Genomic DNA, 26,666 nt, shown 5'->3' on the forward strand with positions numbered 1-26,666 from the left:
GCGCCCTCAACACAAACACATAATCACCCAACATCTTTCCACAACTCCTTATTTATCTGCACCAATATATTCTCCAATTGTCCATTAAACGTCTTATTCAACCTTTGGAAACCACCACCTTGGGTTTTAAACTCTCCTTGGTCAAGTGCTTCCCTATCAACAATAGTTTCTTTCTTCAACTGTTTACCTATCCTCTCCAACCATTTACGCTGAGGCGCCGCCCAGCTTTGCATTCCCATAATCTTCCTCCGAGCCTTATCCACTCTTTCTTCATAAGGTACTAAAGCATCACCAATAGCAGCTTTGCGAATAAAACCAATAATACTTGCTGCTATATCCTCATTGGTTGCTTCTCGCCAAGCTACTTGTAAGTTACGTTCAGTGTAACCAGATGCATCTAATAGTAAGCGTAGTTCTTTAAGTTGTGCCAAGCGTAAGTTCCCGTGGACGCCCTTGTAACTACTATTAAAGCTGGTATTTCATTAAGGTTATCCCGCAGGAATGCTGTAAAGCTATCTAGATAATCTTCGGGTTTTTGGGCGCCACCATAACCTCTTTTTACCCGTCTCAGTTCATCAGCATGTCGAGATATAAGTACAGTCTTTCTACCTCCATCCTTAGCGTCTAATATAGTCGCTATTCCTTTACGTTGGTTAAACCATTCTTTGAGTTGCTGCGGTGAAGATTGGCGCCAGTAGTTTATTAATTCCTCAAATGGCATTCAGTAGCGATATTTCTAATCGTCGTTTAATATCATCATTATTAGTTTGATATATTACACCTTCTTCACCAACCTTCGCATTTTCCCCTCTCCTCGCAGGAGAGGGGTTAGGGGAGAGGTTAGAAACATTAATCCGGCGCCACAATTTAGCAATAAGCTGGTCAACAACAGTATTAGTATCAACAAAAGTAATAATCTCTTCTACCAATTGAGTAAAACTAATATTCGGTCTTACCGCAACAGGTTTCATTGTCGAAACATCTTTCAATGCTTCGTACAAATTTACAGCGTCATATATTCGCGCATACTTCTTTACCTATATCATCACATCTTCGTGTCGCCCAACAAAACATTTGTTCGTACAATATCCGGGAATTAACACGACGAATAAACACGCGCATTACATATAGCTGGAACATCTATCCCGGTGGTGAGTAAGTCTACAGTAACGGCTATTTTAGGATTTTGTTCGTTTCTAAAGCGTCTAATTAATTGTAATGGTTTATCTGCGGCGCCCGTTATTTTAATAACGGCATCATCTTCAACGCTACCATATTATACAAGGGCAAATGGTAGTTTTAGTTTTACCCGTCCCGGTTGCCATTGCAATTAATATTTTTCTAGCATCATCTGACAATGCAGCTTTTACTAAGAGTATAGCCTTAATTTGGTAGTCACGCAGCGTCAAATTATAATTAAAACCTTCTTCCTGTAACTTCTGATGTGCAGCTTCCGTATCAACAGCTAATAAATCTTGTAAACCCTGTGGTGAATACCAATGTACTCAGGGAACGGCGAATATTCGACGGTTTGCGTACATCACAAAACCATATACCGCTTTTAGTTTCCAACTGTCTTAAAAACGGGCGCCCATTTGTCGCAAATACAAACGGCACTTTATACTCACCCCACGGGGCACCTGGTAATATCTCATTACCTCTAACTATATAACCGCGACTATAACGCAACGCGAAGATCAATGGCGCCGTACACATCAGTACTTTGTCGTGAGCGTTAGCTTAGTGTAAGCTTGTTGTCCCAAAAACGCTGTGATTAAATCCTGACGGCGCCCTTACAAAAAGGGTTGCGGGTAGATTATACTGCCACAACCCGGATAAATGAAAACCTCACAACGTACTGTGCTAATGCTTATAAAAAACTCAGAAACCAGAGTTAATTTGCATATCGCATCTAAAAAAAGCTACACAAGCATAAGTATATTTTCCTGATGTTGGGTTACTATTGCCTTTACCCAACCTACGCGACTGTGCGTCTATACTGATATACTTTGGGCAGGCGCCACCAAGGATACTGTGGATATTCGTGATGTTCTTCGTGGTAGCCAAAGTGATAGCAGGTAATAAACGATAACCATGCTGGGCGCCCAATAGTATGTGAACGATGCGGTTGTTTGTAACCGTTTACTGGTTCACGATGTGGTTCAAACGTACCAAAGTAAAATAATTGTAGTGAACTTAAAATGGGAGGAATAACCCAAAAATATCTCAAGTTTTCTTCTGGAATGTGAAGTGTACGAGTAATAACGTTGAAGATGACCATTAATATAATTATTTGGCGCCAACTCCAGTAGCGCTTCATGAAATATGAGTACCAAGCGAAAAAGTTTTTGCGCTGACCATCATGAAAGTCTGGGTCTAACTCACTTGCTGGGTATTTATGGTGTTGATGATGTTTTTTGAGAAGTTTTTTATATGATAAACAACCGTAGAGTATTAAGCATAATGAACCAATAAAGTGATTGATTTTAACGTTGCTCGTTAAAACTGACCCATGCATGGCATCATGTGCCGTAATAAATAAACCTGTATAAATAAAGGTTTGCCACAAAATAGCAGCGACAAAACTAAAAGGATTGAGTGTGTGTATATCTATCGATAATAAATAAACTAAGCTCACTGCCCAAGTAATTATTATAGATATAGGAATTAACAATGATTTATATGTCAATGTTCCTGTGTCTGGAAGAGGTTCAATTTGGGAATTTGAATATTTTGTAGTTTCTAGCACGTGAACACCTAGTTTAGCTGACGATAATTCATAAAATTTAGCCATGACACAATAAAATAATCACTGATTTAAAAATAAAAACAGTGATTAAAGTAACGTTGGATAATTGAATACAATGAAACTTATAAAAATTGTTTATCAATAAACTTGTATATACTTTTGAGTTTATACATACGCTGACGTACATGCCACTTTACAAATATTAACATATAATCGGCTTCTTGTTAAGAATTGTAACTAATGACATATAACCGAAATAAAAGGTTCGGTTTTCCGTACCTGATATAATACGGTGTTAGGAATAATAATTCTTACTTATAGTAGTGATAATTGGGTTGCGGTTTGATTAACTACATAAGTGACAGGCGCCTTGCTTTTGCTGACTGTACCTTCTTTCTCGGCTCGATTCAACCAATCTTGCATTTGTGGTAGTCTTACATTTAGAGATTCAGCAAGGGTTTTTGCGTCTTTGGGTTGTTGTAAGTGACGAAGGATAACAGGTAGTACTATTTCGTAAATGTCTTCAGTATTAGATGGTTCTTGAGTAATAGATAAAAGTTCGTGTAGAGAATTCCAAGGTTCTGGTGGAAAAGGTTTGGCGCCTTTGTTGTATAATTCTTGATTACCTTCTGGTGCAGTATTATCTAACCTGACAAAAAGGGGAATATCTTTGAATTTGGATAAAGCTTCTGTTGCACCTGCCCAAGTACCACCTTTACCGACTGTGGAGTTTACTACAAGTGCATAGTCTGATAAAGCATAAATATATTTATTTCGTCCCATCGCGTTGCCAGTATTAAAACCAGCTTCAGGGTCGTAGCTCGAAACTAAGAGAAGTCTACCGTCTTTGATATAAGGTCGATATTTACTGTTAACTGCTGCTTTCGCTAAACTATCTGCGAGTACACCAACAGTTGTTCCACCTGCGTTTAATGCACCGAACATGGCAGCTTGGTCTACTCCACGGGCGCCACCAGAAATAACTTGTATACTTTGAGCAGAGCAGGTTTGTGCGATTTTTTGTGTATAGTTCAATCCTTCTTCATCGATATCGCGAGAACCAACTATTGCTAGTCCCCCCATCGATAGTAGTTCAATATTGCCAACTCCATAAAGAATAGCAGGTGCCGATTGTTTGAGTTGCATTTTGAGACGTTTGGGATAATTTGCGTCACTGCGTCCAAGTATCCAAAGTCCTTGATTCGTCCATTTTTCAACGGCTAAACTTAACATGGCGCCTCGCTGTAGTAAAGTTAACAGCCTGTTAATATCAAGTTTGCCGTTGTAAGTTGTTTGTAAATGTTCTTCTGTTGTTGGCGCCAGTAAATCTGCAGGACGCATTTGGTTTTCTCGTAACCATTCTGCCAAAGAGTTATATTCGCTCAAAGTCAAAGGTTGTGGTTGACAAAGACGATTTTGTCCAAAACTCCCACATAAAAGTAAAATAGCTTGAGTGTCTGGCGCCAACACATGATTGAACATAATATCTAATTAATCTCCTTGGCTTAATATATTTAGTGCTAACGCTATAGGAAAAACTGCTTTACAACCCGCGCGACGCAAAAGTGCCCCTATAACAGTAAAAGTCCAACGAGAGTCAACCATATCATCAACTAAGAAAACAGAACCACTTATACCATCCCAATAATCTACAGCAAAGGCGCCGTCTAAATTACGAGCTTGTTGAAAACTGTTGCTCATTTCCTTTTGTAAATTAGTAAGACGGATTTTTTGCACAACTGGCATGAACGGTAAATTTAACCGTTCTGCTAAACGTTTAGCAAAATTTTGAACTAGTTCTGTACGATTTAATGAGGGAACACATGTTACCCAAGTTGGGTAAGGTTGAAATGAAGAGCGCTTAATCATGTCCACAACCCCATCTACTAGTGCATCGTCAAAATATTTATCGTGATATTTACCATGTTTGACTAACTCACCCCAACCAGCATCACCCCATAAAGATAAGGCTTTTCCTGTTTCGACCTTTAAATCATCTTTAATCTTCCCAGAAAATCCGTAAATTGGGAATGCCTGCGAAACCCACATTTTACGCGGTTCAATAATTTGGTCGCTACGTCGTAAATATTGAATTGCTTGGTTAACAAGTTCCAAGGAATAAGTTTGTGGTAATAAAGGTTTACTTAAGCATACAGCGCATTTGTCACAGTTAGTTGGATTTGGTTCGTCTAATTCAGTCGCGAGAAAAGTCATCAAGCATTGTTTGCTTTGCATATAGTCCCGCATTCGAGCTTGCTCTTGGTGCCGAATTTGTGTTAATTGCTCAATGCGGGCAGTATCTGGTTGATAATTTACAGAGGTAAGATACCATTTTGAATCATGTTTAACTACTGGCGCCGGGGAATTAAGAGATAATAGCTTTAAAACTTTATCTATTTGTCCACGTGAAATATTGAGTTCTTGTTCGAGTTGAGGGACAGAAAGACCATTTGCAGCTTGTTCGAGAGCATTTAATACACTTTGTGTATGAGCTTCGGGAGGAAAAGCTGTATTAATAAAGTAATTACTAATATCATCATCCTCATTACCGCTCAAAAGAATACCATAAGCTTTATCGACTGCTCGACCTGCTCGTCCTACCTGCTGATAATAGTGTACAACCGAACCAGGACGCTGATAATGAATCACAAATCCTAAATCTGGCTTATCAAAACCCATTCCTAAAGCAGTTGTTGCAACTAATGCTTTAATTTCGTTTCTGAGAAGCTGTTCTTCTAATTCCTCACGAAGCGCGCTTTCTAATTCACTATGATAAGGCTTTGCGTTGATACCTTGAGATGTTAACCAACCCGCAATTCGGTCTGCATCTCGAACGGTTAATGTATATACAATACCGCTTCCGTGTAACTTCGGTACTTGAAGAGCTAACCACGCCATTCTTTCGGCTGGACTAGGAAGATGAATATTTTGCAAATGCAAACTTTCTCTTGTTAAAGTGCCTGTTAATACCTGCAAATTAGAACCAATTTGAGCAGTTATATCATTAACGACTCGATTATTCGCTGTAGCAGTTGTGGCTAAAACTGGGATGTTTTGGGGAAGTGCTTGTAAAATTCTGACAATTCGCCGATAATCGGGTCGAAAGTCATGCCCCCAGTCAGATATACAATGAGCTTCATCAACTACAAATAAACCGATACGTTGCGATATTGGTAAAAGGATTTTTTCTCTAAATTCATCGTTTCCCAATCTTTCAGGAGAAATGAGTAAAATATCTACTTGCCCTGCTAACAATTGTTTTTGTACAACTTCCCAATCATCTTTATTACTAGAATTAATCGTAGCGGCTTTTACGCCAATACGTTGCGCTGCAGCAATTTGGTTTCGCATCAAAGCTAGTAGTGGTGATATGAGGAGAGTACATCCGGCGCCATTATCTCGCAGTAAACGAGTAGCTATAAAATAAACTATGCTTTTTCCCCAACCTGTACGCTGAACTACGAGTAAACGCGCTTTTGTATTAACTAGCTTGTCAATAGCTTCCCATTGTCCTGCGCGAAAGTTTACGGTAGAGTCATTGAGTGCTTGACGCAGAAGTGATAAAGCCTGTTTGTTAAGATTTGTTGCCATATATGGTTAACACCCGGTTATTTTTCTGTTTTATCACCGGGATAGGTGGCGCCGTTAAAGTTAATATTAAGTGTTTGTAAATCTTTTTGCTCCCCCACACTTACACAAGCAGTTAGACGAATTACTCAGTAATATAGAAAACCTGCTCTCTGTTGTGGAAACATGAATCATATATTTTAGAAGGAGAAGGAGAAGAAAATGACTCCAATTGAATTATACAGAAAAGGATTTAAGGCGTTGGTAGATGCTTTAGGATATGCCGATGCTATCCGGTTTATTCGTCAATTTGACTCTGGGAGTGGAGATTATACAACTGAGCGTCATCAATGGCTCGACTCTCTAACAATGGATGAAATCCTGGTAGATATAGAACAACGGCAGAGTAATGATAATTTTGGGGAGTAATAGGGGGCAAGAAAAAACCCTGTTTTATCACCGAGAATAAGTGGCGCCGCTAAAGTTGATATTAAGTGTTTGTGATCTTTTTATTGTGTAGCTGCTCCCTATAAACATCTAAGGCATACATTAGTATTTATTGGCACTTTATGCTGAGGGGCGATTAATCCTTATTAATTTACCTTTCAAATTATCTCAGCACAAACAGTTTGATGAATAAGTGTCGCCTGACCCTCAAAGTTAGACCATTCGGTGCAAATAACAATACCAAAATGTTCAGGGTTAATACGGTACAATCAAATGAAGTCTCGGCGATTACGTGTTAAAACTGTGCGTTCCTTTGATATGGCATAAGCTAAAACATTTTCATCTGGTATTTTTTGATTTGCATTTCCTGCTTCCTTAGCGGTCAAAACATCGTAACCAAAAGCACGTAGAAACTCAACTACCGGAAATGGAAAGTTTTCATCCGTATAAAAGCTTATCAAATTCAAACATCCTAATTTTCTAACATTACTTCATCATTCTCTTTTATTGCTTGCTCAATCTCAGCCGCATAAGCATGTGCATAAGCCCAAGCATTTACTAAATCAGCGGCACTTAAATCAGGAAAAGCTTTTAATATCTCAGCATCGCTCATACCCAAATTGCGGTCATTTACTAACGACCAAACAGGAATACGAGTATTTTGTATACAAACATCACCACCACATACGCCAGGTGTTTTCTCAATTCCCTGCCACATATTGGTTAAACTTTGAACTAATATTTGTATGGCTTGGGCTTTTTCAGCCGTTGTTAATGCTAATAGTTGTTTTTCTAGCTCTTTCAAAGTCATAATTATTAATTGATAATCACTTGCTATATTGAGCTACAAGAGTACAAGCAACGCTCTTCACAGGAATCTGCAAATAATTTTAGCCAGAAAAATGTTAAGGTATTGAAGTTCTAATTTTTACTTCACTTTCTCCTGTTCTAGCCATTACGGTTTTTAGTAAGGCGCCAAAAATACGCCAACCAGTTAAACCAAGACTAGCGTGACGGGTCGCTAGGTGCAAATCATCAAGGCGAATTTGTACAACTCCATCCAGTAATATCAAATTGGCAATTATATTTGTACTATCAGATTCTAAGCGTGGTAAGTACATTAATTTGGTTGATTTAAATCTCAATAGCTCACTAATTGTGGATGCGGCAGTCTTGTCATCATCAGTAATTGGTTGTATACGAAACAACACTGCGTTTTCTCTACGGTTTTCCACTAAATCACAAGTAGAACTAGCTATAATAAACTTCATCCCTAAAAGACGCTCGCCAAAAAAGTAAGCAGCATCTGTACTAACAATATCACCCTGTAATAAAGAAAAAGGGTCTTCGTCTTGACTTATAAGACCCTTATCGACTACTTCTTGATAAGTAATTGGTGGTTCACGTAAAAGAACACCATCTGAACCAAAAAGTATTTGCTTGTTTCGTGTTTTACCAAGACTTTTAGCAAATTCTTGGACAATTTCTATGGCTGTTTGGTCATGTGAATGGTGCTTAAGCTTTTCCTCAAGCTCTATTAGTCTTTCCAGCATTGAATGTAAATTTATGCTTTTTAGTGTTAGTGTTTTTCTTGGGTAAGAGATTCGGATTTAATCAACTTTTCTAACTCCTTAGAGTTCAGTATTACTTCATCATCTTCATCTAACTCAGTAGTCTCAACCAATAAAGGTTCAAACTTTTCACGTGTTGGAAGTTCGGGTAAGCTGCCTAAGAAAGTAATACTTTGAAGTAATACATCCATCGTATCTGGGTTATCCGGGTCTTTTTTTAAAGCACGAGCAGCACTAACGACTATTCTTAACCCACCTTGCAAGCGGTCTACATCACGAGCAAGACCGTAAAGCTTCTGAAAATCTCTCTCCTCTAAAATACGGTACTGTCCTGTTTTTGTATGAAGAATACCTACAATACCGTCTTTGATAGACTCTAATGCTTTTGCTCCCTCTTGACGAAATTTTTCAAACGAGCGCCAGGTTAGTCCAACTTTAAATCCAAGCTCTTTGTGTTCTTTTTTTGTCAGTGAATTCATAAAATACTTAAGTAATAGTGAGTTTTTTCATTTATAGACATTCTGTAGACACCTTTATAAATATATTATATGACAACCGACGGTAAAACAACGAAAAAACAACGAATTTTTTAAAAACTAGGGGTATGACATTAGGACATTCCTTTACGAGGTAATCGCTTAAAAGTCTTATTACATAAGAATTTTGTTTAGAGTGGTGGAGGGCGCCGTTCCCCTGAAGAATCTTATACTCAGTACAAACGCGAAGGGAGCTAGTAATTATAGATACAAATTAGATATTGCGTTAAACGATGAACAATAGTAAATATCTTTAATCGTGTTGTTCTTTAAAAAGTCTTTGAGTGTTAGATAAATCAAAATCTGAGGCAAGTAAGTCAATTCCATCAACAATTTTAGGTATCCAACCTTGTACTACTTGTAGCCCTTGAAAACACTTTTGTCTATATTCAGGATTTCCCTGAAATAGCGGTTCTTCCGGAATTAACGTGCTAAATTAACATTATAATGCCAAGAAAGTAAAGCTCTAATTTAAAAATTACGAAAATTTGTAAAGCCAAATTCACTTCTTTTTATTAGCTTCAATTTATTATTAATTCCTTCTACAACTCCATTGGTAGTTTTTTTATCAAAGTATCCTGCTAGGAAATATACTGTTACTCGACAACCTTCTTCTGATTGACTTATTAATTTTAATTTCCCTCCCAGACTTTCTGCTCGTTGGGTATCAACCTGGACTCGGAACGGTTTAACAAAAAACAACAAATTTTTCGCGCATTTAGTAATACTAATGCTATTACTTGTTGACAAAATTAATAATTAACTATTTTTAGGTATTTATATAAGTGATAACTAATTATTTGTAGTTAGTTATAATTTATCAAAAATCTGACTTTTCATGGGTGTAATTATATCGTCGGTAATAAATCAGGTAATTCATCCTCAAGCAACCGTAAGGGGCGATACTGGTAGGCAGCAATGGTCATTAGTATAGTGCAAAAACCCAAGACAACAAATACCAAGCTCATACCCGCTTGAGAACCAGTACCGATAATTTTTCCGATACTAGCTGCGATTAAATTATTGGAAATCATTAAGGGTTGAAAGATTTTTTCTACTAATAGTCCAGAGATTAGATAAGCTAGTAAACGAAACACACTAAAAAACATACTTCTTAGAGCAAAAGCCCTTCCCTGCAAATCAGGTGGGACTTTTCTTTGCCAAATAACTTGATTACAACCATAAATGATTGGTAAACCAAAGGAGAAAAGGAAAATTGAAAGGGTAATGAGTGGAATTTGGGTGTACAATCCCATAAATAAAATAGACAGTCCAGCCAGTAGTTGAAAGCCGAATAAGCTGTACATTAGTTTTTGTGAACTTCCCCAAGTACTAATCAATAGACCGCTTACTAATGAACCAATGCCACCGATGGATACTATAATACCGAGGACATGAGTTGAGGTCAGCGACAGTACAAAGGGGGTAAGTAGTACACTAAAGATACTGAAGAAGAAGTTGTTAGTAACCATGAAAATCAGCAATGCTAGGAGTCCTTGCCTGTTAGTAATGTAAGTCCAGCCAGAGGTAAAATCTTGCAATAGCAAATTTTTTCCAACTTGTTTTTTATCATTATTCTTAACAATATGAATTTCCGGAAATCTAACGAACAATAGAGTTATTAAAGAAACAAAAAATGTAGCAAAGTCTAATAGAATAATTCCTTCAATCTGGATAATTTCTAGTAGTACGCCTCCTAGTATCGGTGAAATCAATTGACTAGCAGAACCCGCTAATTGCATCATGCCATTGGCACGACTAAGATATTGTTTAGGAACCAGCAGGATAGTAGCAGCATTATAAGCTGGCCACTGCAAAGAACCGAAGGTTGAACTGATAGCATTTGCCAGGTAAATGTGCCAGATTTCAAGATGATTGGTGACAATCAAAAGAGCAATTGCGATAGTTGCCAAAGCAGTACCTGAATCACTGATAATCATAGTCCAGCGGTGATTCCATCGGTCTACCAAGACACCTGCCAAGGGGGAGATAAAAATCATAGGTAGGACACTCGATACAGTAACAAGGGTAAACTGGGTAATTGACCCAGTGCGCTGGTATACCCAGATGTCTAAAACAAAACCAGTGAGACAGGAACCGATTAGGGATACTAATTGTCCAAACCAGATGAGAATGAAAACTCTCATTCCAAGATGTGTGAGATTTTTGGTCATATTTTTTACTCCCACAGCAACACAGAGGGTAGTGCTTCTGGGTATGCCAATCGTAGAAATTCATAGCCAATACCAGGAGTTCCTTGAAAAAAACCAGGATTTAATACTTGTGTTGGTAGGTTAGCAAAAAGTTTATATCCTCTATTTTTTTCCGCTCTATGTATTACCCCAGCAATTTTTTGTTGTGCCATCTTAAATAATTCAGGGCGAGAAAGTTTTTGAGCTGCGACCAAAAGTGCTTCACACTGACCTAAATTTCCACAACAAAGATGATCAACAGAGTGTAAAGTGGATTTTTGAATAGTTTCTAATGCGATTTCAATATTTTGATAAATTTCATCTGTTGCCAAAGTTGATATTCCTCCTAAACGGGCTAAAGCAATTCCAACAGCTCCATGACACCAACTAACTGGAAATCCAGGTTGTCCATTTTCTAAAGCTATAGAGCGTAAGTCAGACCAATTTTTAGAGTCGGACGAGAAGAATTTATTTTCATAGGCTATTCCCTCCTGGGCTGCCTCTAGATAGGCAACATCGTCAGTTACTGCATAAAGACGTAAAAGAGCATAGGAAATACCAGCGGCGCCGTGAGAGAATCCTGTAAGTGGCTGATTTTCGTTAGTTTTCCATGCTTTGGGAAGTCCATCGATACTAATTTGATGGTTTAGTAAATGCTTACCACATGCGATTGCTTTCTCAAGTACCGTAATATTGTTTGTTTCACGATAAAGTGCTAATAACGCCAAAATTGTTCCTGCGGTTCCGTCAATTACATCCAATTTTCTATCGGCAGCTATTATTTCTGGTGTTATCAGGGCAGAAAATTTTAAAGCATCTTCTACAAGTTCTGGTTCTCGGATAAAATTACTAATTCGCACTAAGGAATAGATAATCGAACCAATCCCGGTGGCGCCTCCTACCCCAATTATCTTTACAAATTTGTGCGCTAATTCGCTATCGCAAATTTGTACTACTCTGCGCGTATACTGCAATGCTTCTAAAACTAAATCGCGAAATTGACTCTTTTTATTGACATAATCTAAAGCTGCAAGAAACAAAGCAATGCCGCAATTACCCTCGTAAAAATCTTTATCTGAGAATTTGAGTTGGAAACGATTAACGCTGGGGAGATAACTAAAACCAAGCCAGGTGATGCCAGAGTTTTCTATCTGTATCGCATTAGCGCAAATCTCAGAGGCAATATCTTGAGCTTTCGAGAGCAACTGATCCTGAACATTGCAATTTGAGTAATCAACTGAATCTAAAGTTAATTTTTTTTCAGTTTCGGAATACTCATTTGCAGATAGGTTAGCTATCATCGCACTAAAAGTCCCTTGAATGATTGATACTTGCAAATTTAAATCAATTTTATTTAGCTTTTGCAAGCGTGAAATTACTTGTCCATAGCTAGGTTCTTTGAAATATCCTTTTATTGGCTTATCTAGTTTGATGGTCAAATCATCACTATTAGAACAAGCAATAAAATAAGGAATATCTAACTGTAACATTTGAGCTAACTCGGAATGATATATTGACCAGTCTTTGGGTTTATTTTGAGTTATAAGGAAAGCTCTAGCTAAAATATCTAGCTCAATACTCCAATCAATCCCATTTTGGAGAAGTTTTGGTATAAAAGTATTTTTTAAGATAGTATTATAGACTTTGGTATTACGAAAAAGAAAGCGTACTTGCTGCTCTTGCAGTTTTCTTAAAGGAGCAGAATCTGCTAGGAGATTTTGTCTCTGCTCAACTAAAAAATGATACATTTGCTGAAAACCCTCAACTAATTCCCCAAGATAATCGTTTGGAGACAGGGACATTTCTTTCAAAAATGGGATATTTTTTTCGGCAGGCATCATCACATTCTCATAGCGTTGGTGCATCTTATCTGTATTGATGTCTTTCCATTGCAGTATACGTGACAGCAATTCTTGTTGCTCAAGATTACCAAAGCCGCTAATATCATAAGCAGTGCGTTTATCTGGACTGAGTTCCCAGCAAGGTAGAAGCCCAGTATTAACTACTGTATCAAAAAGCTGTTGACTAATTAGAGGTAAATCTGCTTTTTCAACATCATTTTCTACCTGTTTTACATCCGGATGCAGTAGTGTTTCTACATCAACTAACACCGGATATTCTCCACTGGCAATTAAATTCTCACAGTGGCAATCGTTTCCTCCCAAAGCATATATAAGGCATAGCAGCATTCCTGCTCTCTTGTAAAAGTTTTGGGCAGCTTCCTTTGAAAGGCAAGGTGTCTGTTCAACGTATTCAATCCAACCATAGTCTTGACGTTCGAGTACCTTCAGTATTTTGAAAGGTAAAAATACTTTTCGCTGATTGCACCAATCTAAAAGTTCATTATAGGCAACTTGTAAACCCATATTTTTGGGTTTATAAATAAGCTTTAATCCTGATTCAAATGTCAGTGCAATTACACAACTTCCTTGATTGTGACGGTCAGATAAGTTTGGGCTAACTTTAGTCACTTTCCCTAGAAAATTAGTGAATTCCTTATTATTTTGCTGTACTTGAAATAGTTTACTTATATCAATTATATCCTTCTGTAGACGTTGCAAAAACTCTGCTGTTGATTCTACCCAAAAATCAATTTGAGTAGCAATCAATCTACCTAAAACAGGATATTTTCGGAAGAAAGCTAGCAAACCATCTTGCAAATTTTGTTGTACAAATGCTTGGTAATGAGTTTTTTCATCTGAAAAATCAGCTTCTACTCCCAAAAGATTTAAAAGATTATATTTAAAGGGGCGAAAATGAGAAAATTCAAATTCTAAAGTTTTTTCACAAAGATTTACAAGCTGGGATAATAAACGGTGTTCTATTGCTAAGTAAGCTGACTCGGAAAGCAATTCTAAACGTGAATGATAACATGACAAATTTGACGATTTTAGGTAAATTAATAATTTTTGTCTTGCTACTTGAATTATTGGTAAAAATAAATCTTCAAAAGCTAGTGCTTCTTCGGAGTCATTGGGAGTTTTAATTTGTAAATCGTAAGTTTCAGTTTGATCAAGTTTTTGTGTATTCCACAGAAAAAGCGGCAACCATCGGGTGCCGCTTTTGATAGCTTCTTATAATCAAGTGATTTACAGTCTAATAGAAAAAATTGTGAAAATGATAAATCTGTGAGCAAACATAATTCATTACTAAATTTAGCAACACCGTATACGAATTTGCTAGCACAGGTAAAGCAGTGCTTGTTACAACTAAGGTTGCACCAGCGAAAATTATAGCAAATTTATTTTTCATATATTACTTCTTAGATAATCGGTTTTTTGATTAAGCCTCTGACTAATTCCTAATCAAAATAATATTATGTAAAAGTGAGTTTGCTAATTAACTATATTTTGCTATTAATTGAACAGTTCGTTAATTATTTTGATAATTATTAGGCAATTCTGCCCTTTATAAGCACAGTAAGAGTTGATTTATAAAGCAAACATTTAACTTGTGTATGTTGGGTTTGACTCAATAACATATTAACCCAAGTCATAAATGCACCCCGTTCTGGGTCGTACTTGTCGAGATTCTTACAGATATACAAAAATAGGTCTTGTACTGCCTCCTGATAAATTTGTTCGTAAGCTCCTTGGAATTGACCTCTATACGGGTGACAAAGTTTGCCTGAGCGGTATATCCCATCGATTAGTTTTGATAAGGTTATTCCTCTAGCAGCTGACAAGAGCGAGTCTTGTTTTGCTTGTAGAGCTAGCTCTTGAAGCTGTTGCTCGTTCATATATCCATTTATGAAAATTGTATTTCTCTAAAAACTATCGGATGGTCATCGTGGCTTTTATCTAAATGTATGGCAAAGTTTACAAAAATTTACATTCTGACTTTTTGAGGAGGCTTCCCGTGGCGCCAGTTTTGAAGAAGTTTCTTTTCTCTCAAACGGAGAAATGTCCTATATTGATCTTAATTTCTCTTTCTTTGTGCCCTTTGTGACGAGAGTGGTTTATTCCTCTCTTCTCCATGTCCTCTGCGCCCCTGTGGTAAAAAGACTTGACTGCACAGGCTATAAGCCTATGCTACAAGACCGCAATGCCATGCTTTAATCTCAATACAAAGTCGATACGAACTCGATATACTCAAGCGTGAACTCAACAGGCGCCACGTAAGAATGAGTTTAGCAGAGGTCAAACCAACCCTGCTTAAACTAAAACTCATTATATATAGTTATGAAATTAGCCTTACCTACATTTTCTTCTGGAGCTTATACATTAGCTGCTATGTTACTGCTGGGTTTCTCGGCGCCGATGGTTACACCAATCTTCGCTTCTGAGAATATTGATGCTTGTAGTTCACTTGAATTAGCACGTCAAAATACACCAGAAGATTTGTCAAGCATAAAACGTTTTCAGCAGGAATGTGAAAAAGCATCACTTGATGGGGTTTCCAAAGCAACGCAAACAATTCGTCTTGACCCTAAAAATGAAGAAGCTTATTATCAGCGTGGAAACTCTTACCAGCAACTTGGTAATTACAAAGCAGCAGTGGCAGACTATACCGAAGTTATTAACCTAAATACAGGTCGGTTTGGTTTAAGCAGTGTTGCATACTGGCAAAGAGCTAGAGCTTATGACAAGTTAGGCGAAAAGCAGAAAGCAATCTCAGATTTAAATAAATTGCTTGGTAAGGATAGTGTTAATGCTGATAATTATTTATTAAGAGCTAGACTTTATAAAGATTTAGGAGAGAAAGAGAAAGCCATTGCTTCTCCTTTACAACGTTTAGATATATTTGTCGAAGAATTTTTATTAGAAACAATCAAAAGCCAAATCGTTATTTTTATTGATGAAATTGATAGTATTTTAAGCCTAAGTTTTCAGGGGGATGATTTTTTTGCTTGGATTAGAAGTTGTTATGAAAAGCGTAATTTAAATTATGAATATAATCGTTTAACTTTTGTTATTATTGGGGTAGCAACACCAAGCGATTTAATTGCTGACAAAGTACGAACACCTTTTAATATTGGTCGTGCAATTCAACTTGATGGCTTTAAATTACATGAAATTTCACCTTTAGCAGCAGGGTTAACAGGAAAAATTGAAGATAGACAAGCTATTTTACAAGAAGTTTTAGCTTGGACTGGGGGACAACCCTTTCTAACACAGAAATTATGTGATTTGTTAGTTTCTTCCCAAAACGCAAATTACGCTTCTATCAGCGATATTGTGATAAAGCTTCTTGAAAACTGGGAATCACAAGATGAACCACCCCATTTAAAGACAATCAGAGATAGAATATTGATGAGCAGGCAAAATACAGGTGCCTTGCTCGGTTTATATCAGAATATTTTACAATTAAGACAAATACCTGCTTTAGATAGTCCAGAACAAATTGAATTACGATTATCGGGACTTGTTGTAGAGCAAGATGGATATTTAAGAGTTTATAACCGCATTTACGCAACTGTCTTTGATTTACATTGGGTAGAAAAAGCTTTAAGTAATTTAAGACCTTATTCAGAAGCATTATCAGCTTGGTTTGCTTCAAATTGTCAAGATAATTCTAGACTACTGCAAGGACTAGCACTAGAGGAAGCAAAAAATTGGGCAGCTAACAAAAGTTTAACTGAACAAGATTATCAGTTTTTAGCAGCCAGTAATGAATTAGAAAAACAAGTAATAAGTAACGCACTAGCGCTTCAAGAAGAAGAAAGTCGCATCTTGGCACAAGCTAATCATACTTTAACAACAGCGCAACATCAAGCTAAACGACAAATTCGCATAGGCGCCGGAGTTTTCATTTGCTCTATAATTGGAGCAGCTATTGCTTTTACCGGAGCAACTAAACAATTACAAGAAGTTCAAGAAGGTACAGTGATAGAACAAACAGGAGTAGCAGCAATACAACAGTTTGAAACAAAGCAAATTGAATCTTTAGCGACAGCTATAGATGCAGGACAAAAGTTAAAACAACTGATAAATAATAGAGATATAGAAAAATATCCTGCAACTAGCCCGCTTTTAGCATTACAATCAATTCTTGCTAATATTCGCGAAGTAAAACAATTTACACCTCACAAAGAGGAAATTACGAGTTTAAATTGGAGCCATGATGGAAAGTACCTTATTACCGCTTCTATTGATAACACTGCTCGTATTTGGAATTTGTCAGGTAAACTCATAACAGAATTAAAAGGACATAAAGGAGGTGCCTTTTATGCTAAGTTTAGCCCAGATGATAAACATATTATTACTACTTCGTTTGATGATAGAATAGTTCGTATCTGGAATCGCGCGGGTAAACAATTAGCTGTATTGAAACCTCAAGGTTCTATAATAGGCGCCGATTTTAGTCCAAATGGTAAACTTATAATTACAAAGGATGAACAATCAGTAAGAAAAACTCTGCCTGATAGTAGAAATTATATAGACAGTAATATTTCAGTGCGCCTTTGGAATTTATCTGGTAATGTATTACTACAACTTAAACATCCAGGTAGAGTTAATAGTGCTAGTTTTAGTCCGGATAGTAAATATATTCTCACAGCTTCTGATGATAATGTAGCGCGCGTTTGGGATACATCGGGTAACTTATTAAGAACGATAACAGGACACAAAACAGGTTTGAGAAGCGCTCGTTGGAGTCCTAATGGTAAATATATTCTAACTATCTCTGATAATGCATATCTTTGGGACATCTCAGGTAAGCTTTACAGGCAATTTCAACTAAACAAAGAATGGGGTATTGGAGATGCTGGTTTTAGTCCCGATAATAAACATATCTTCGTATCAACTCTTAAAAAAACTCTAGTTTGGAATTTATCAGGTAGGTTGGTAAGGGAAATCGAAAATCAGAAACAATTAAATAGCCATGTAGAATTTAGTCCTGATGGTAAACGAATTTTTACAACCGATGAGACTATAAAAGTATGGGATATAAGAGATGAAGCTTCAAAAGCATGGGATTCATCAAGTGATTTAATTACCACAATATCAGGAAATCAAAGAAGTCCTCGTTGGAGTCCAGATGGAAAATATCTTGTTACTTTAGGAAAAGATCGAATCGTTCGTATGTGGGATTTATCCGATAGATTACCAGCAACAGTAATCAACTCACAATATATGATGACGATAGAAAATTGGAGTCCTGATAGTAGATATATTGTTAGCTCAACTGGCAAATACATAGTCATTTGGGACAACTATGGTAAACAGTTAGCAAAATTTCCCGGACATTCCGATTTTATTAATAGCGCAAATTTTAGTCCAGATGGAAAGCGTATTGTCACAGCATCAAATGATAAAACAGCGCGCGTTTGGGATACTTCCGGAAAACAGTTATTATCGCTTTCTGGACATAAAAATAGTTTACTATATGCTGCTTTTAGCCCAGATGGTAAGTATATTATGACCACAACAAGCAATGATACCAATAAGGAAACTAAAATTTGGACAAATTCGGGTAAATTAATAAGTACATTCCCATCCAGAGGTATGACTTGGAGTCCTAATAGTAAATATATTATGTCTATATATAATTATGACGGTAAAACCTACTCTAGTTTATGGAATCTTGCAGGTAAAAAAATAGTTGAATTTCCAGGGAGTAAAAATAATTATTTTGGCGCCAACTTTAGTGCAGATAGTGAACATATTGTGACAACTGAAGGTGGTACAGCAAGCATTTGGAATATATCCGGGCAAAAGTTATTAGATATTAAAACAAATCAAGATATTTATAACGCTAGTTTTAGTTCAGATGGAAAGCAAATTATCACAGTTTCCTTAGATAATAAAGTTATTATTTGGGATACTTCAGGCAAAGAATTAATTGAAATACCGCATTCAGATGTAGTTGTGTATGCTAAATTTAGTCCAGACGGTAAACGCATTGCCACAGTATCAAATGATAAAATTCGTATATGGGATATATTGGGTAGGCTACTTGCAGAGTATAAGTACTCATCGCCATTTGTATCGCCAATATATTTTAGCCCTGACAGTAAATATATTTTCGCGCAAATTGCTGGCGTTCAATCTTCTAACGTGCAAATTTGGCGCCTTGAAGAATTAGATACACTATTAACGCGCGGGTGCAACTGGTTAAAAGATTATCTAACTACCCAACCTCAAATGCAAGAAAAATTAAAAGCTTGCTCAAATAAATAATCCTTTCTTGTGGAACAGGCATCCTTGCCTGTGCAGCTAAGTCTACCACAGAGACACAGAGAGCGCAGAGAGATAAGAAAGACTAGCGCCAAAGCTATAGCATTTATTAAACAGCAGTTAGTTAAAATAGTACAAGTTTAGTGACAGAATAATCTCAATTATTTTGTCTCCTGAACTAAATATTGACTTAGATTGTACAATAATCGTTGGTGCCTTTCTGATGAAATTGTACCAATCGACCCAGTTACAATGTTTCGATAGACAACAGCTAAGAAAGTTAACCTAATAACGGATGCACGAACTAATCCACTGGCTTGGAAATCGTCATCACCAGGTGAAATTATTTCATCAAAATTAGGGGTATATTGTTTTAATTGTGCGCTAACGCCACATACTAAAAAATCCTGAAATTTTGGCATTTCTCTTAAAACAAGCACAGGACGATTTTTGATTTCTCCGTTTGCTTGCAAAATAGACGTTATAATAATATTACCTTCTCTCATAATCAGGGTTATGCTCTTTAATTGACTCTAAAGTATATTCAGGTTCATCTTCCCCATAGCATTGATTTAAATTTTCAAGTGCCCAATTTCCCCAACTTTCTCTTTCCTGCGTATCGCTTTCTAAAGACATAGGTATAATGATAAGTTTTGTTCCTTCAGGAATAGATACAGGCTCAAGTAATTCTATTTTACCGTCTTTAACAATTGCTAAATGTTGTAAAGTCATTATGATATCTCCATATTTATTTATATTTTATCAGTTTTCTCTTAGCATATACAAGTTGCCTCACCTACGGTAAAACAATCAGATGAATAAATAGAAATATCTCTCTGTGTTCTCTATGTCTCTGTGGTAATATAAATTTGACTTAAATTCTATGTTGATAATTATAACCTTGGAAAATCCCCCCTAGCCCCCCTTGATAAGGGGGGAAAAAGAGGGTTTTTCTTAGCCCCCCCTTATTAAGGGGGGGTTGGGGGGGATTAAAGTTTAAATTTAATTACTCTCATCCCAATCTGTCATAAAGTCCCATTCTGAGTCTTCATTATTATTATTTTCTTCTACAATTTCTGTTTGTGCTATAACTGGTTCTCTACCTTGGAGTAAGTTATCATAGGCGCCTGAGTCAATCCACTTTAATAGTTCAGATGCTCGCATTACAGCCCAAGGAAAAGTATATTCCATAAAGCTGAAAGTTTTGGCAAATTTACTTAAATTATCAAGTTTGTCTAATTCAAAAGCACGAGCTTGTATCTCAAAATCATTAATTGTATCTTCATTAAGATAGTCAGATGGTAGACCACCCATTTTCATTAAAGTTTTAATAGCTGCATCTTTATCTTGACATGCCAACAAACCCGCGCGGTCGGCAGTAAATTCTGACATTATCATCCAATTATATAACGCAATTTCTAAACCATTTGCCGCTAATCCACCCATACCAAGCGTTGTGGCGCCTATAATATTTTTTAATACTGGCATGACTTTAGCCATTTGTTGGTATGCTAAATATTTCCCTTTAATCAGAGCAAGTTCGTGTCCAAATAGAAACATTAGCTCGTTATGCTCAAGCCATTCCATCCCTTCTAAGTTTATCCCAACTACTGGCTTTTCTACTCCTATTGCATAAGCTTGAATATGTCCGGTTCCGCGAAATACGTAAAGCTCTGGAATGGGTGTAACATCTAAAATATTACAAGTTTCATTAAAAGCATTATAAAGGTGTGGAAAGTTGCGAGGTGTGACTTTGAAGTCACCTCCCATTACTTGCATATGGAGTAGTTTATCAATCCCAAATTCGTTGACTTTCTTTAGTAACGTGGGTAATACAGGAGTGCGTTCTAATGACACAAGCGCTCTACGGTCAGCTGGATGTTCGTAAACTTGTGTTTTTAAGCCTGGAAATTGTATTCTTGCCATAAGTTTATTGTATTTTATAACTTTAAAAGCAAATTTCCGGAATTTGGATAAAGTAAAGTGAAGCTAAATAAAAATTTATTATAGGATATGTAGCCCTTAACAAACAGAGTGCAATGCTAAAAACGCAAGAAATATTGGTAGAACGGTATCAACTTCTTCGTGTGCTGGGTGAAAGTGCGAGTCGTCAAACTTGGTTAGCAGAGGATTTGGTAAATAAAGAGCAAGTTGTTGTTAAACTGCTGATAACGAGTGACCAGTTGCAGTGGGAGAATTTGCGACTTTTTGAACGTGAAGCAAAGGTACTACGACACTTAGACCATCCTCGCATTCCCCAATATTACGATGATTTTGTTCTGGAGCGTGATATTGTCTCTTTTGCTTTAGTTCAGGAATATATACCCGCCAAATCTCTCAAAGAATTACTTGCTTCGGGGAAAACTTTTACCGAGACTGAAGTTAGGGATATAGCCATTGCTGTCCTAAAAATCCTTATCTACCTTCATAAGCTCAGTCCCCCTGTACTACATCGTGATATCAAACCTAGTAATTTATTATTCGACGAGTCTAAAACTAGAAACCAAATATACTTAGTTGACTTCGGCGCCGTTCAAGACCGTGCAGCAGCAGAAGGCGCCACTTTTACTGTAGTTGGAACCTATGGATATGCACCGCTAGAACAATTTGGGGGACGGGCAACACCTGCTTCTGACCTCTACGCACTGGGAGCAACTTTAATACATTTAGCTACAGGTATTCCACCAGCAGATTTGCCGCAGTTTGATTCAAAGATGCAATTTGCTCATCTTACTAAACTTAACCCAGGATTTGTCAGGTGGTTGCAGCTTCTTACCGAACCAAATTTAGAAAAGCGCTTTCAAACGGCATCAGCAGCATTAGAAGCACTCCAAATAAACCAGCTTGCAATAACTAATGGGAACTTGGAGACTCCTTTAACTCCTATATCGGTACGTAAATCATCAGATAAATTAGCAATACATATTCCTAGTTTAAATAAAAATCCAGTTGGATTGATAGTTGGGGGAGTTGGACTAGTAGTTTGGTTCATTTTATGGAAATATGTTATAGCTAGCGTTACTTACAGCCTCACGACTTTTCCCATATTTGCCTGGGTTTATATCTGGCTAATAATGGGTGTATTGTTAACTGCTTGGTGGACATTACCTAGATATATAGAAACTTATATCGATTTTGACAATCAAAACTTTGAAATTAAATGGAAGTTATTTGGTTTCACTGTTAAAAATCAGCTTGGGAAGGTTTTGGATATAGATAAAGTTTATAATTCTAAAGGTAGTTATCAAAACCAAAAGCGAATCCATGAAGTGATTTTATCTTTAGGTGTAAATGAATACTATATTAGTAGGTTTAAACAGAGTTTAAGTCAAGAGGAAAGTCGCTATTTGGCTTCTACTATTAGAGATTGGTTAGGAATTTAGATTTATTTAACGAACCGCAAAGGGCGCTGCATAACGCAAAGAAAGGAGAACTGGGGTAAAATGTTAGAACCGGGACAAGTTATTAATAATTGTTATAGATTAGAAAAAAAGTTAGGGCAAGATACTAGTCGTCAAACTTGGTTGGCGACATTCTTGGATGCTCAACAGCAGGAACAGGAACAAGTCGTTCTTAAATTGTTAACTCTTAGTCCACAAATGCAGTGGGACGAGCATAAGTTATTTGAACGCGAAGCGACTGTTTTAAAAAATCTCGAACATCCCCGTATCCCTAAGTATAAAGATTATTTTATTATCGAAGATTTGCCCGGTTCTAGATTTGCTTGGTTTGTGTTAGTACAAAGTTATATTCCCGGCGCCTCTTTACAAGAGTTACTGAACCAAGGATATCATTTTTCAGAATCACAAGTAGAAAAAATCGCGGTAGAAATATTAAGTATCTTAATCTACTTACATGAGCTAGAGCCACCTGTCTTACACAGGGATATCAAACCTAGTAATTTGATTTTAGGAGAAGATGATCGAGTATACCTTGTTGACTTCGGCGCCGTACAAGATAAAGCTGTTGCTGAAGGTGTAACTTTTACTGTAGTAGGAACTTACGGATATGTACCGATGGAGCAATTTGCTGGACGCGCGGTACCTGCATCTGATTTATACGCACTAGGCACCACATTAATTCATTTACTCACAGGAACGGCGCCTGCCGATTTACCTCATCGAAATTCTCGGATAGAATTTGCTAATCTTGTGAGCGTTAATTTAGGCTTAATTAACTGGGTGGGAAAACTGACTGAGCCAAATATTGCCGATAGAATTAGTACTGCAAAAGAAGCAATTGCTGCATTAAAAAATAAACTAACCCTTAGCCCTCCAATTACCACTAACAAACCAACGGGTAGTAAAATTAAAATTAATAAGTCAGCTAGTCAGCTAGAAATTAAACTTGCTAGACGTGGAAACCAATCATTACGAGCTTTCTACTTAATTGGGTTGTTCACACCTTTTTTCTGGCAAATTCTTCAATTGGTAAATTTTTCACTAAATGCTCATAGTTATGCGTTTTGGTTTTATTTCTTAATTATTCCAATATTTATATTATCATTAATGCCTGTAGTTATATTACCAGTTTTTGGATATACATATTTATACTTTGACCGCGATAAGTTTGAAATGAAATGGAAATTATTCGGACTATGCTACTGGCGAAAGCGTGGTAAAACTAAATCAATTCAAAAGCTTTATAAAGAGCAAACAAAAGTACCCTTGGCGCCTATTGGTATTACTATTGAATTAATCAAAGGACACAAATTTACCACCACTCCCTTATCCACAGTAGAACGTCACTGGTTAATAGATGAAATAGCAGACTGGTTAAAATTCTAACTCTTGTGGAGCAGGCATCCCTGCCTGCTCTGTACATATACATTAAGATTAGAACAGGCGGGACGCCTATTCCACAATATCCACAAGATATTTACGGATACAAACCTCTATCACTCAACGCCCGCGCAACTCTACCAACACCCAAAGTATACGCAGCTAACCGTAAAGGACAAGAGCGCCTTTTTGCTTGTTGTGTAACTTGCTCGTATGCTTGTACCATCAAATCTTCCATTTCCCGGTTAACTCGTTCTTCATCCCAAAATAAATAAGATAACCCTTGTACCCATTCCAAGTAGCTAACAACTACACCCCCAGCATTTGCCAATATATCCGGTAGTACTGTAACACCGCGCGCTTCTAAGGATTTATTTGCTCCCAGAGTCACAGGACCATTTGCTGCTTCGGCAATAATATAAGCTTGAACTTGGTTGACGTTATCTTCGGTAATTTGGTTTTCCAACGCTGCAGGTATTAATACATCACATGGTAAAGTCAATAATTCAGCATTGCTTACAGATACCGCTTGCGGATAACCTACTAAACTTTTTTTATTCTCCTTTGCATAAGCTTTGACAGCAGGAATATCTAAACCTATTTCCGAATAAATACCTCCTGCACCTGTGGAAACTGCAACAACTTTGGCGCCTTCTAAATACAATAACTCTGCTGCGGCGCCACCGACGTTACCAAAACCTTGAATAGCAACTTTGGCGCCTGCTAAAGATTTACCCAAGTCTTTTAAGGCTTCACGAACGACAATCATTACACCACGTCCGGTTGCCATTTCTCTACCTAAAGAACCACCAATAGATAGCGGTTTACCCGTAACAATGCCAGGTACAGAATGACCAACGTTCACCGAGTAAGTATCCATCATCCATGCCATCTCGCGTGCGGAAGTTCCCATATCAGGTGCAGGAATATCCACACTGGGACCAATATCTTTCACTAACTCACTAATAAAACGCCGACTAATACGTTCGAGTTCGTTGACGCTGAATTTTTTCGGGTCGATAGCAATACCACCCTTGGCGCCACCATAAGGTATTCCCAGTAAAGCGCATTTCCAAGTCATTAACATTGCTAAAGCCGAAACTTCCCGTAGTGTCACCGCTGGATGATAGCGAATACCACCTTTATAAGGGCCCAAAATATCCGAATGCTGTACACGATGTCCGGCAAAAACTCTGATGTCCCCATTATCTAATTTGACAGGAATCGAAACAGTTATCACCTTACGCGGATTGCTAAGTATCTCTAATATACCTTGGTCAAGCTTTAACTCTTTTGCTGCAGCATCAAGGTAGCTACAAGCTTGGTCAAACGGGCAAATGTGTGCCGGAGTGGGCGTTTCTACGGGCAACAGAGACGTTGATATCATATATTCCCCTAACCCTTTTATTGTGGCGAATGTCTATATATATATCTCGATTATTGCGCTTTTTTGAACAAATATGGATTTTGTGTAAAATTCGTTACAGTTTTCAAAATTTGTATTTGATAAGCCGAGCCAGGAAACTATACAATCAAAAAACCAGAGATACATATATGAGCGAACACAGATACAAATGATACATCATATCTGTGTTTTTTTATTTTATTTTCTTATGTGTATTTATTATATATATATATATTGTTATTCAACACCTATTGCCAGTCACCAAGTTGTGTTGCTAAGAAATATCGTACATGGTCAACAAACGATGAACCCCATTTATTTACACCATGTGCTAAACCAGGAACTACATAACAGGTGCCATCTGGAAACTGTTCGGCACATTTACGTGCATCTCTAACATTTACAATTGGGTCATTGGCGCCGACTAAAAACCTAATGCGACGATATGGTGTAACTCTATCTACATAATTCATTGGGTTACAAGCAAAACCATATTCGTCAGGCTTTTTAAGATTATTTGCGACTTGCAATAAATTAATCAACGGTAAAAATTCACGCTTTTTTGTACGACTAATAACAGTTTCCAATATTCTACCCATTCCAGAAGCCGCTAATTCAGGTAGCCACAATCTGCCCCATGTTCTGGCAAATGCTTGAAGATTAGCATGACCGATAGCTCCTAATAACCTTTCTCCAATACCCTCAGTAGTAAAAGCATAGGCGCCTAACAGTACTCCCATACTTACACCAAATAATCCGACTCTATTATTTGTTAAACCATATTGACTAGCGCAAAAATTCTGTACCCTAGCAATATCTAAAGCAGTAGAACGAAATACTTGTAAGAGCAATTTAGTATCAAAACGAACTCCGCGCTCTACTAGTGGCATTATTTCATGATGAACCATGCCATTAAAAACGCGCGCTAAACTACGCTCACCTGCAAACGGTGTGTCAAACAAAGCTACCGCAATACCCATAGAAGTTAGTTTTGGAACAATAAAAGCATTCCATCCATAAGGCGCCGACATTCCCTGTAAAGCTATTATTAACGGAGTTTCCTCACGTCTTCGGTGTTCAGGTACAAACACCGCTACCGGAAACCCACTTAATTTTTTATCAAATTCATCTATACCTGTAAAAGTAAAAGGCTCATCAAACCAGTAACGATGACCATAGGCGCCGTCAAACGTTATTGCATCTGCCCCGTAAATAGCCATATATTATGTATAAACCGTTTTTATAAATATAACAGTAGAGACGTTACATGTAACGTCTCCACATCCGCGATTAATACAATG

General features: G+C 37.2%; 24 protein-coding genes and 1 pseudogene. 4 read left to right on the forward strand and 21 right to left on the reverse strand.

The annotated features are described in order from the left end of the window. Positions 1–23: 23 nt before the first annotated feature. From DSM106972_RS53505 to DSM106972_RS16310, 8 genes are all read right to left on the reverse strand, one after another. Positions 24–431, reverse strand: a complete 408-nt coding sequence (locus DSM106972_RS53505) for a type I restriction-modification enzyme R subunit C-terminal domain-containing protein (protein WP_233787089.1) — start codon at positions 429–431, stop codon at positions 24–26. Then, entirely contained in the window at positions 398–721 is a 324-nt protein-coding gene (locus DSM106972_RS53510; protein WP_233787088.1) for a hypothetical protein, read from the reverse strand. Before DSM106972_RS53510 ends, DSM106972_RS53505 begins: the two co-directional genes overlap by 34 nt. Continuing rightward, positions 711–1,001 (reverse strand): hypothetical protein, encoded by a 291-nt coding sequence (locus DSM106972_RS53515; protein ID WP_233787087.1) that lies wholly within the window; start codon positions 999–1,001, stop codon positions 711–713. The genes DSM106972_RS53510 and DSM106972_RS53515 overlap by 11 nt, the downstream gene beginning before the upstream one ends. 267 nt (positions 1,002–1,268) lie before the next feature. Beyond that, the gene (locus DSM106972_RS55790) at positions 1,269–1,409 is read right to left on the reverse strand and encodes a DEAD/DEAH box helicase family protein (RefSeq protein ID WP_411675314.1); all 141 of its coding nucleotides are present in this window, start codon (positions 1,407–1,409) and stop codon (positions 1,269–1,271) included. Between the two features lie 49 nt (positions 1,410–1,458). Next, a complete protein-coding gene (locus DSM106972_RS53525; RefSeq protein WP_233787086.1) occupies positions 1,459–1,716 on the reverse strand; it encodes a hypothetical protein in 258 nt (85 codons plus the stop codon). A 262-nt stretch (positions 1,717–1,978) separates the two neighbouring features. Continuing rightward, positions 1,979–2,794, reverse strand: a complete 816-nt coding sequence (crtW, locus tag DSM106972_RS16300) for a beta-carotene ketolase CrtW (protein WP_127081686.1) — start codon at positions 2,792–2,794, stop codon at positions 1,979–1,981. A gap of 270 nt (positions 2,795–3,064) precedes the next feature. Continuing rightward, positions 3,065–4,231: a DNA-processing protein DprA gene (locus DSM106972_RS16305; RefSeq protein ID WP_127081687.1), complete on the reverse strand. Its 1,167-nt coding sequence runs from the start codon at positions 4,229–4,231 to the stop codon at positions 3,065–3,067. Positions 4,232–4,240: 9 nt separating this feature from the next. Next, a complete protein-coding gene (locus DSM106972_RS16310) occupies positions 4,241–6,340 on the reverse strand; it encodes a RecQ family ATP-dependent DNA helicase (protein WP_127081688.1) in 2,100 nt (699 codons plus the stop codon). 198 nt (positions 6,341–6,538) lie between these two features. Between DSM106972_RS16310 and DSM106972_RS16315 the strand changes: the two genes are divergently transcribed. Then, on the forward strand, positions 6,539–6,745 hold the full coding sequence (locus DSM106972_RS16315) for a hypothetical protein (RefSeq protein ID WP_127081689.1): 207 nt from the start codon (positions 6,539–6,541) through the stop codon (positions 6,743–6,745). Positions 6,746–7,032: 287 nt separating this feature from the next. Here the strand turns inward: DSM106972_RS16315 and DSM106972_RS55355 are convergent, their stop codons facing one another. From DSM106972_RS55355 to DSM106972_RS16360, 8 genes and pseudogenes are all read right to left on the reverse strand, one after another. Then, positions 7,033–7,224 carry a DUF5615 family PIN-like protein gene (locus DSM106972_RS55355; protein WP_325052189.1) on the reverse strand — a complete coding sequence of 64 codons (192 nt, stop codon included), beginning with the start codon at positions 7,222–7,224 and terminating at the stop codon, positions 7,033–7,035. 11 nt (positions 7,225–7,235) lie between these two features. Next, complete coding sequence (locus DSM106972_RS16325) at positions 7,236–7,574, reverse strand: DUF433 domain-containing protein (protein ID WP_127081690.1); 339 nt, start codon at positions 7,572–7,574, stop codon at positions 7,236–7,238. Positions 7,575–7,668: 94 nt separating this feature from the next. Next, positions 7,669–8,316 carry a hypothetical protein gene (locus tag DSM106972_RS16330; protein ID WP_127081691.1) on the reverse strand — a complete coding sequence of 216 codons (648 nt, stop codon included), beginning with the start codon at positions 8,314–8,316 and terminating at the stop codon, positions 7,669–7,671. Positions 8,317–8,342: 26 nt separating this feature from the next. Further along, positions 8,343–8,813, reverse strand: coding sequence for a hypothetical protein (locus DSM106972_RS16335; protein WP_127081692.1), 471 nt, complete (start codon positions 8,811–8,813; stop codon positions 8,343–8,345). Between the two features lie 528 nt (positions 8,814–9,341). Further along, positions 9,342–9,446, reverse strand: a pseudogene (locus DSM106972_RS16345) (transposase); the annotation flags it as partial. Between the two features lie 272 nt (positions 9,447–9,718). Further along, the gene (locus tag DSM106972_RS16350; protein ID WP_201800737.1) at positions 9,719–11,044 is read right to left on the reverse strand and encodes an MFS transporter; all 1,326 of its coding nucleotides are present in this window, start codon (positions 11,042–11,044) and stop codon (positions 9,719–9,721) included. A gap of 5 nt (positions 11,045–11,049) precedes the next feature. After that, the gene (locus DSM106972_RS16355; RefSeq protein ID WP_158632829.1) at positions 11,050–14,109 is read right to left on the reverse strand and encodes a type 2 lanthipeptide synthetase LanM family protein; all 3,060 of its coding nucleotides are present in this window, start codon (positions 14,107–14,109) and stop codon (positions 11,050–11,052) included. Positions 14,110–14,453: 344 nt separating this feature from the next. Beyond that, positions 14,454–14,801, reverse strand: coding sequence for a sigma factor (locus tag DSM106972_RS16360; protein WP_127081694.1), 348 nt, complete (start codon positions 14,799–14,801; stop codon positions 14,454–14,456). A 442-nt stretch (positions 14,802–15,243) separates the two neighbouring features. Here DSM106972_RS16360 and DSM106972_RS16365 point away from each other — a divergent pair, with 442 nt between their 5' ends. Continuing rightward, a complete protein-coding gene (locus DSM106972_RS16365) occupies positions 15,244–19,182 on the forward strand; it encodes an eIF2A-related protein (RefSeq protein ID WP_127081695.1) in 3,939 nt (1,312 codons plus the stop codon). A 158-nt stretch (positions 19,183–19,340) separates the two neighbouring features. Here the strand turns inward: DSM106972_RS16365 and DSM106972_RS16370 are convergent, their stop codons facing one another. The 3 genes from DSM106972_RS16370 to DSM106972_RS16380 form a co-directional block, all read right to left on the reverse strand. Beyond that, on the reverse strand, positions 19,341–19,685 hold the full coding sequence (locus DSM106972_RS16370) for a type II toxin-antitoxin system PemK/MazF family toxin (RefSeq protein WP_127081696.1): 345 nt from the start codon (positions 19,683–19,685) through the stop codon (positions 19,341–19,343). Beyond that, positions 19,672–19,911 carry a glycosyl hydrolase family 31 gene (locus DSM106972_RS16375; protein WP_127081697.1) on the reverse strand — a complete coding sequence of 80 codons (240 nt, stop codon included), beginning with the start codon at positions 19,909–19,911 and terminating at the stop codon, positions 19,672–19,674. The genes DSM106972_RS16370 and DSM106972_RS16375 overlap by 14 nt, the downstream gene beginning before the upstream one ends. Before the next feature lie 270 nt (positions 19,912–20,181). Beyond that, positions 20,182–21,105 carry a M48 family metallopeptidase gene (locus tag DSM106972_RS16380; protein ID WP_127081698.1) on the reverse strand — a complete coding sequence of 308 codons (924 nt, stop codon included), beginning with the start codon at positions 21,103–21,105 and terminating at the stop codon, positions 20,182–20,184. 113 nt (positions 21,106–21,218) lie between these two features. On the opposite strand from DSM106972_RS16380, the gene DSM106972_RS16385 reads away from it, so the two are divergent. Both DSM106972_RS16385 and DSM106972_RS16390 read left to right on the forward strand, forming a co-directional pair. After that, positions 21,219–22,562, forward strand: coding sequence for a serine/threonine protein kinase (locus DSM106972_RS16385; RefSeq protein ID WP_127081699.1), 1,344 nt, complete (start codon positions 21,219–21,221; stop codon positions 22,560–22,562). 60 nt (positions 22,563–22,622) lie between these two features. Further along, positions 22,623–23,966, forward strand: a complete 1,344-nt coding sequence (locus tag DSM106972_RS16390) for a serine/threonine protein kinase (RefSeq protein WP_127081700.1) — start codon at positions 22,623–22,625, stop codon at positions 23,964–23,966. A 91-nt stretch (positions 23,967–24,057) separates the two neighbouring features. Here DSM106972_RS16390 and DSM106972_RS16395 read toward each other — a convergent pair whose 3' ends face one another. Continuing rightward, a complete protein-coding gene (locus tag DSM106972_RS16395) occupies positions 24,058–25,347 on the reverse strand; it encodes a Glu/Leu/Phe/Val family dehydrogenase (RefSeq protein WP_127081701.1) in 1,290 nt (429 codons plus the stop codon). A gap of 266 nt (positions 25,348–25,613) precedes the next feature. Beyond that, on the reverse strand, positions 25,614–26,585 hold the full coding sequence (locus tag DSM106972_RS16400) for an alpha/beta hydrolase family protein (protein ID WP_127081702.1): 972 nt from the start codon (positions 26,583–26,585) through the stop codon (positions 25,614–25,616). Between the last annotated feature and the right edge of the window lie 81 nt (positions 26,586–26,666).

The sequence above is a fragment of the Dulcicalothrix desertica PCC 7102 genome, assembly GCF_003991905.1.
GTDB classification, from domain to species: Bacteria; Cyanobacteriota; Cyanobacteriia; order Cyanobacteriales; family Nostocaceae; genus Dulcicalothrix; species Dulcicalothrix desertica.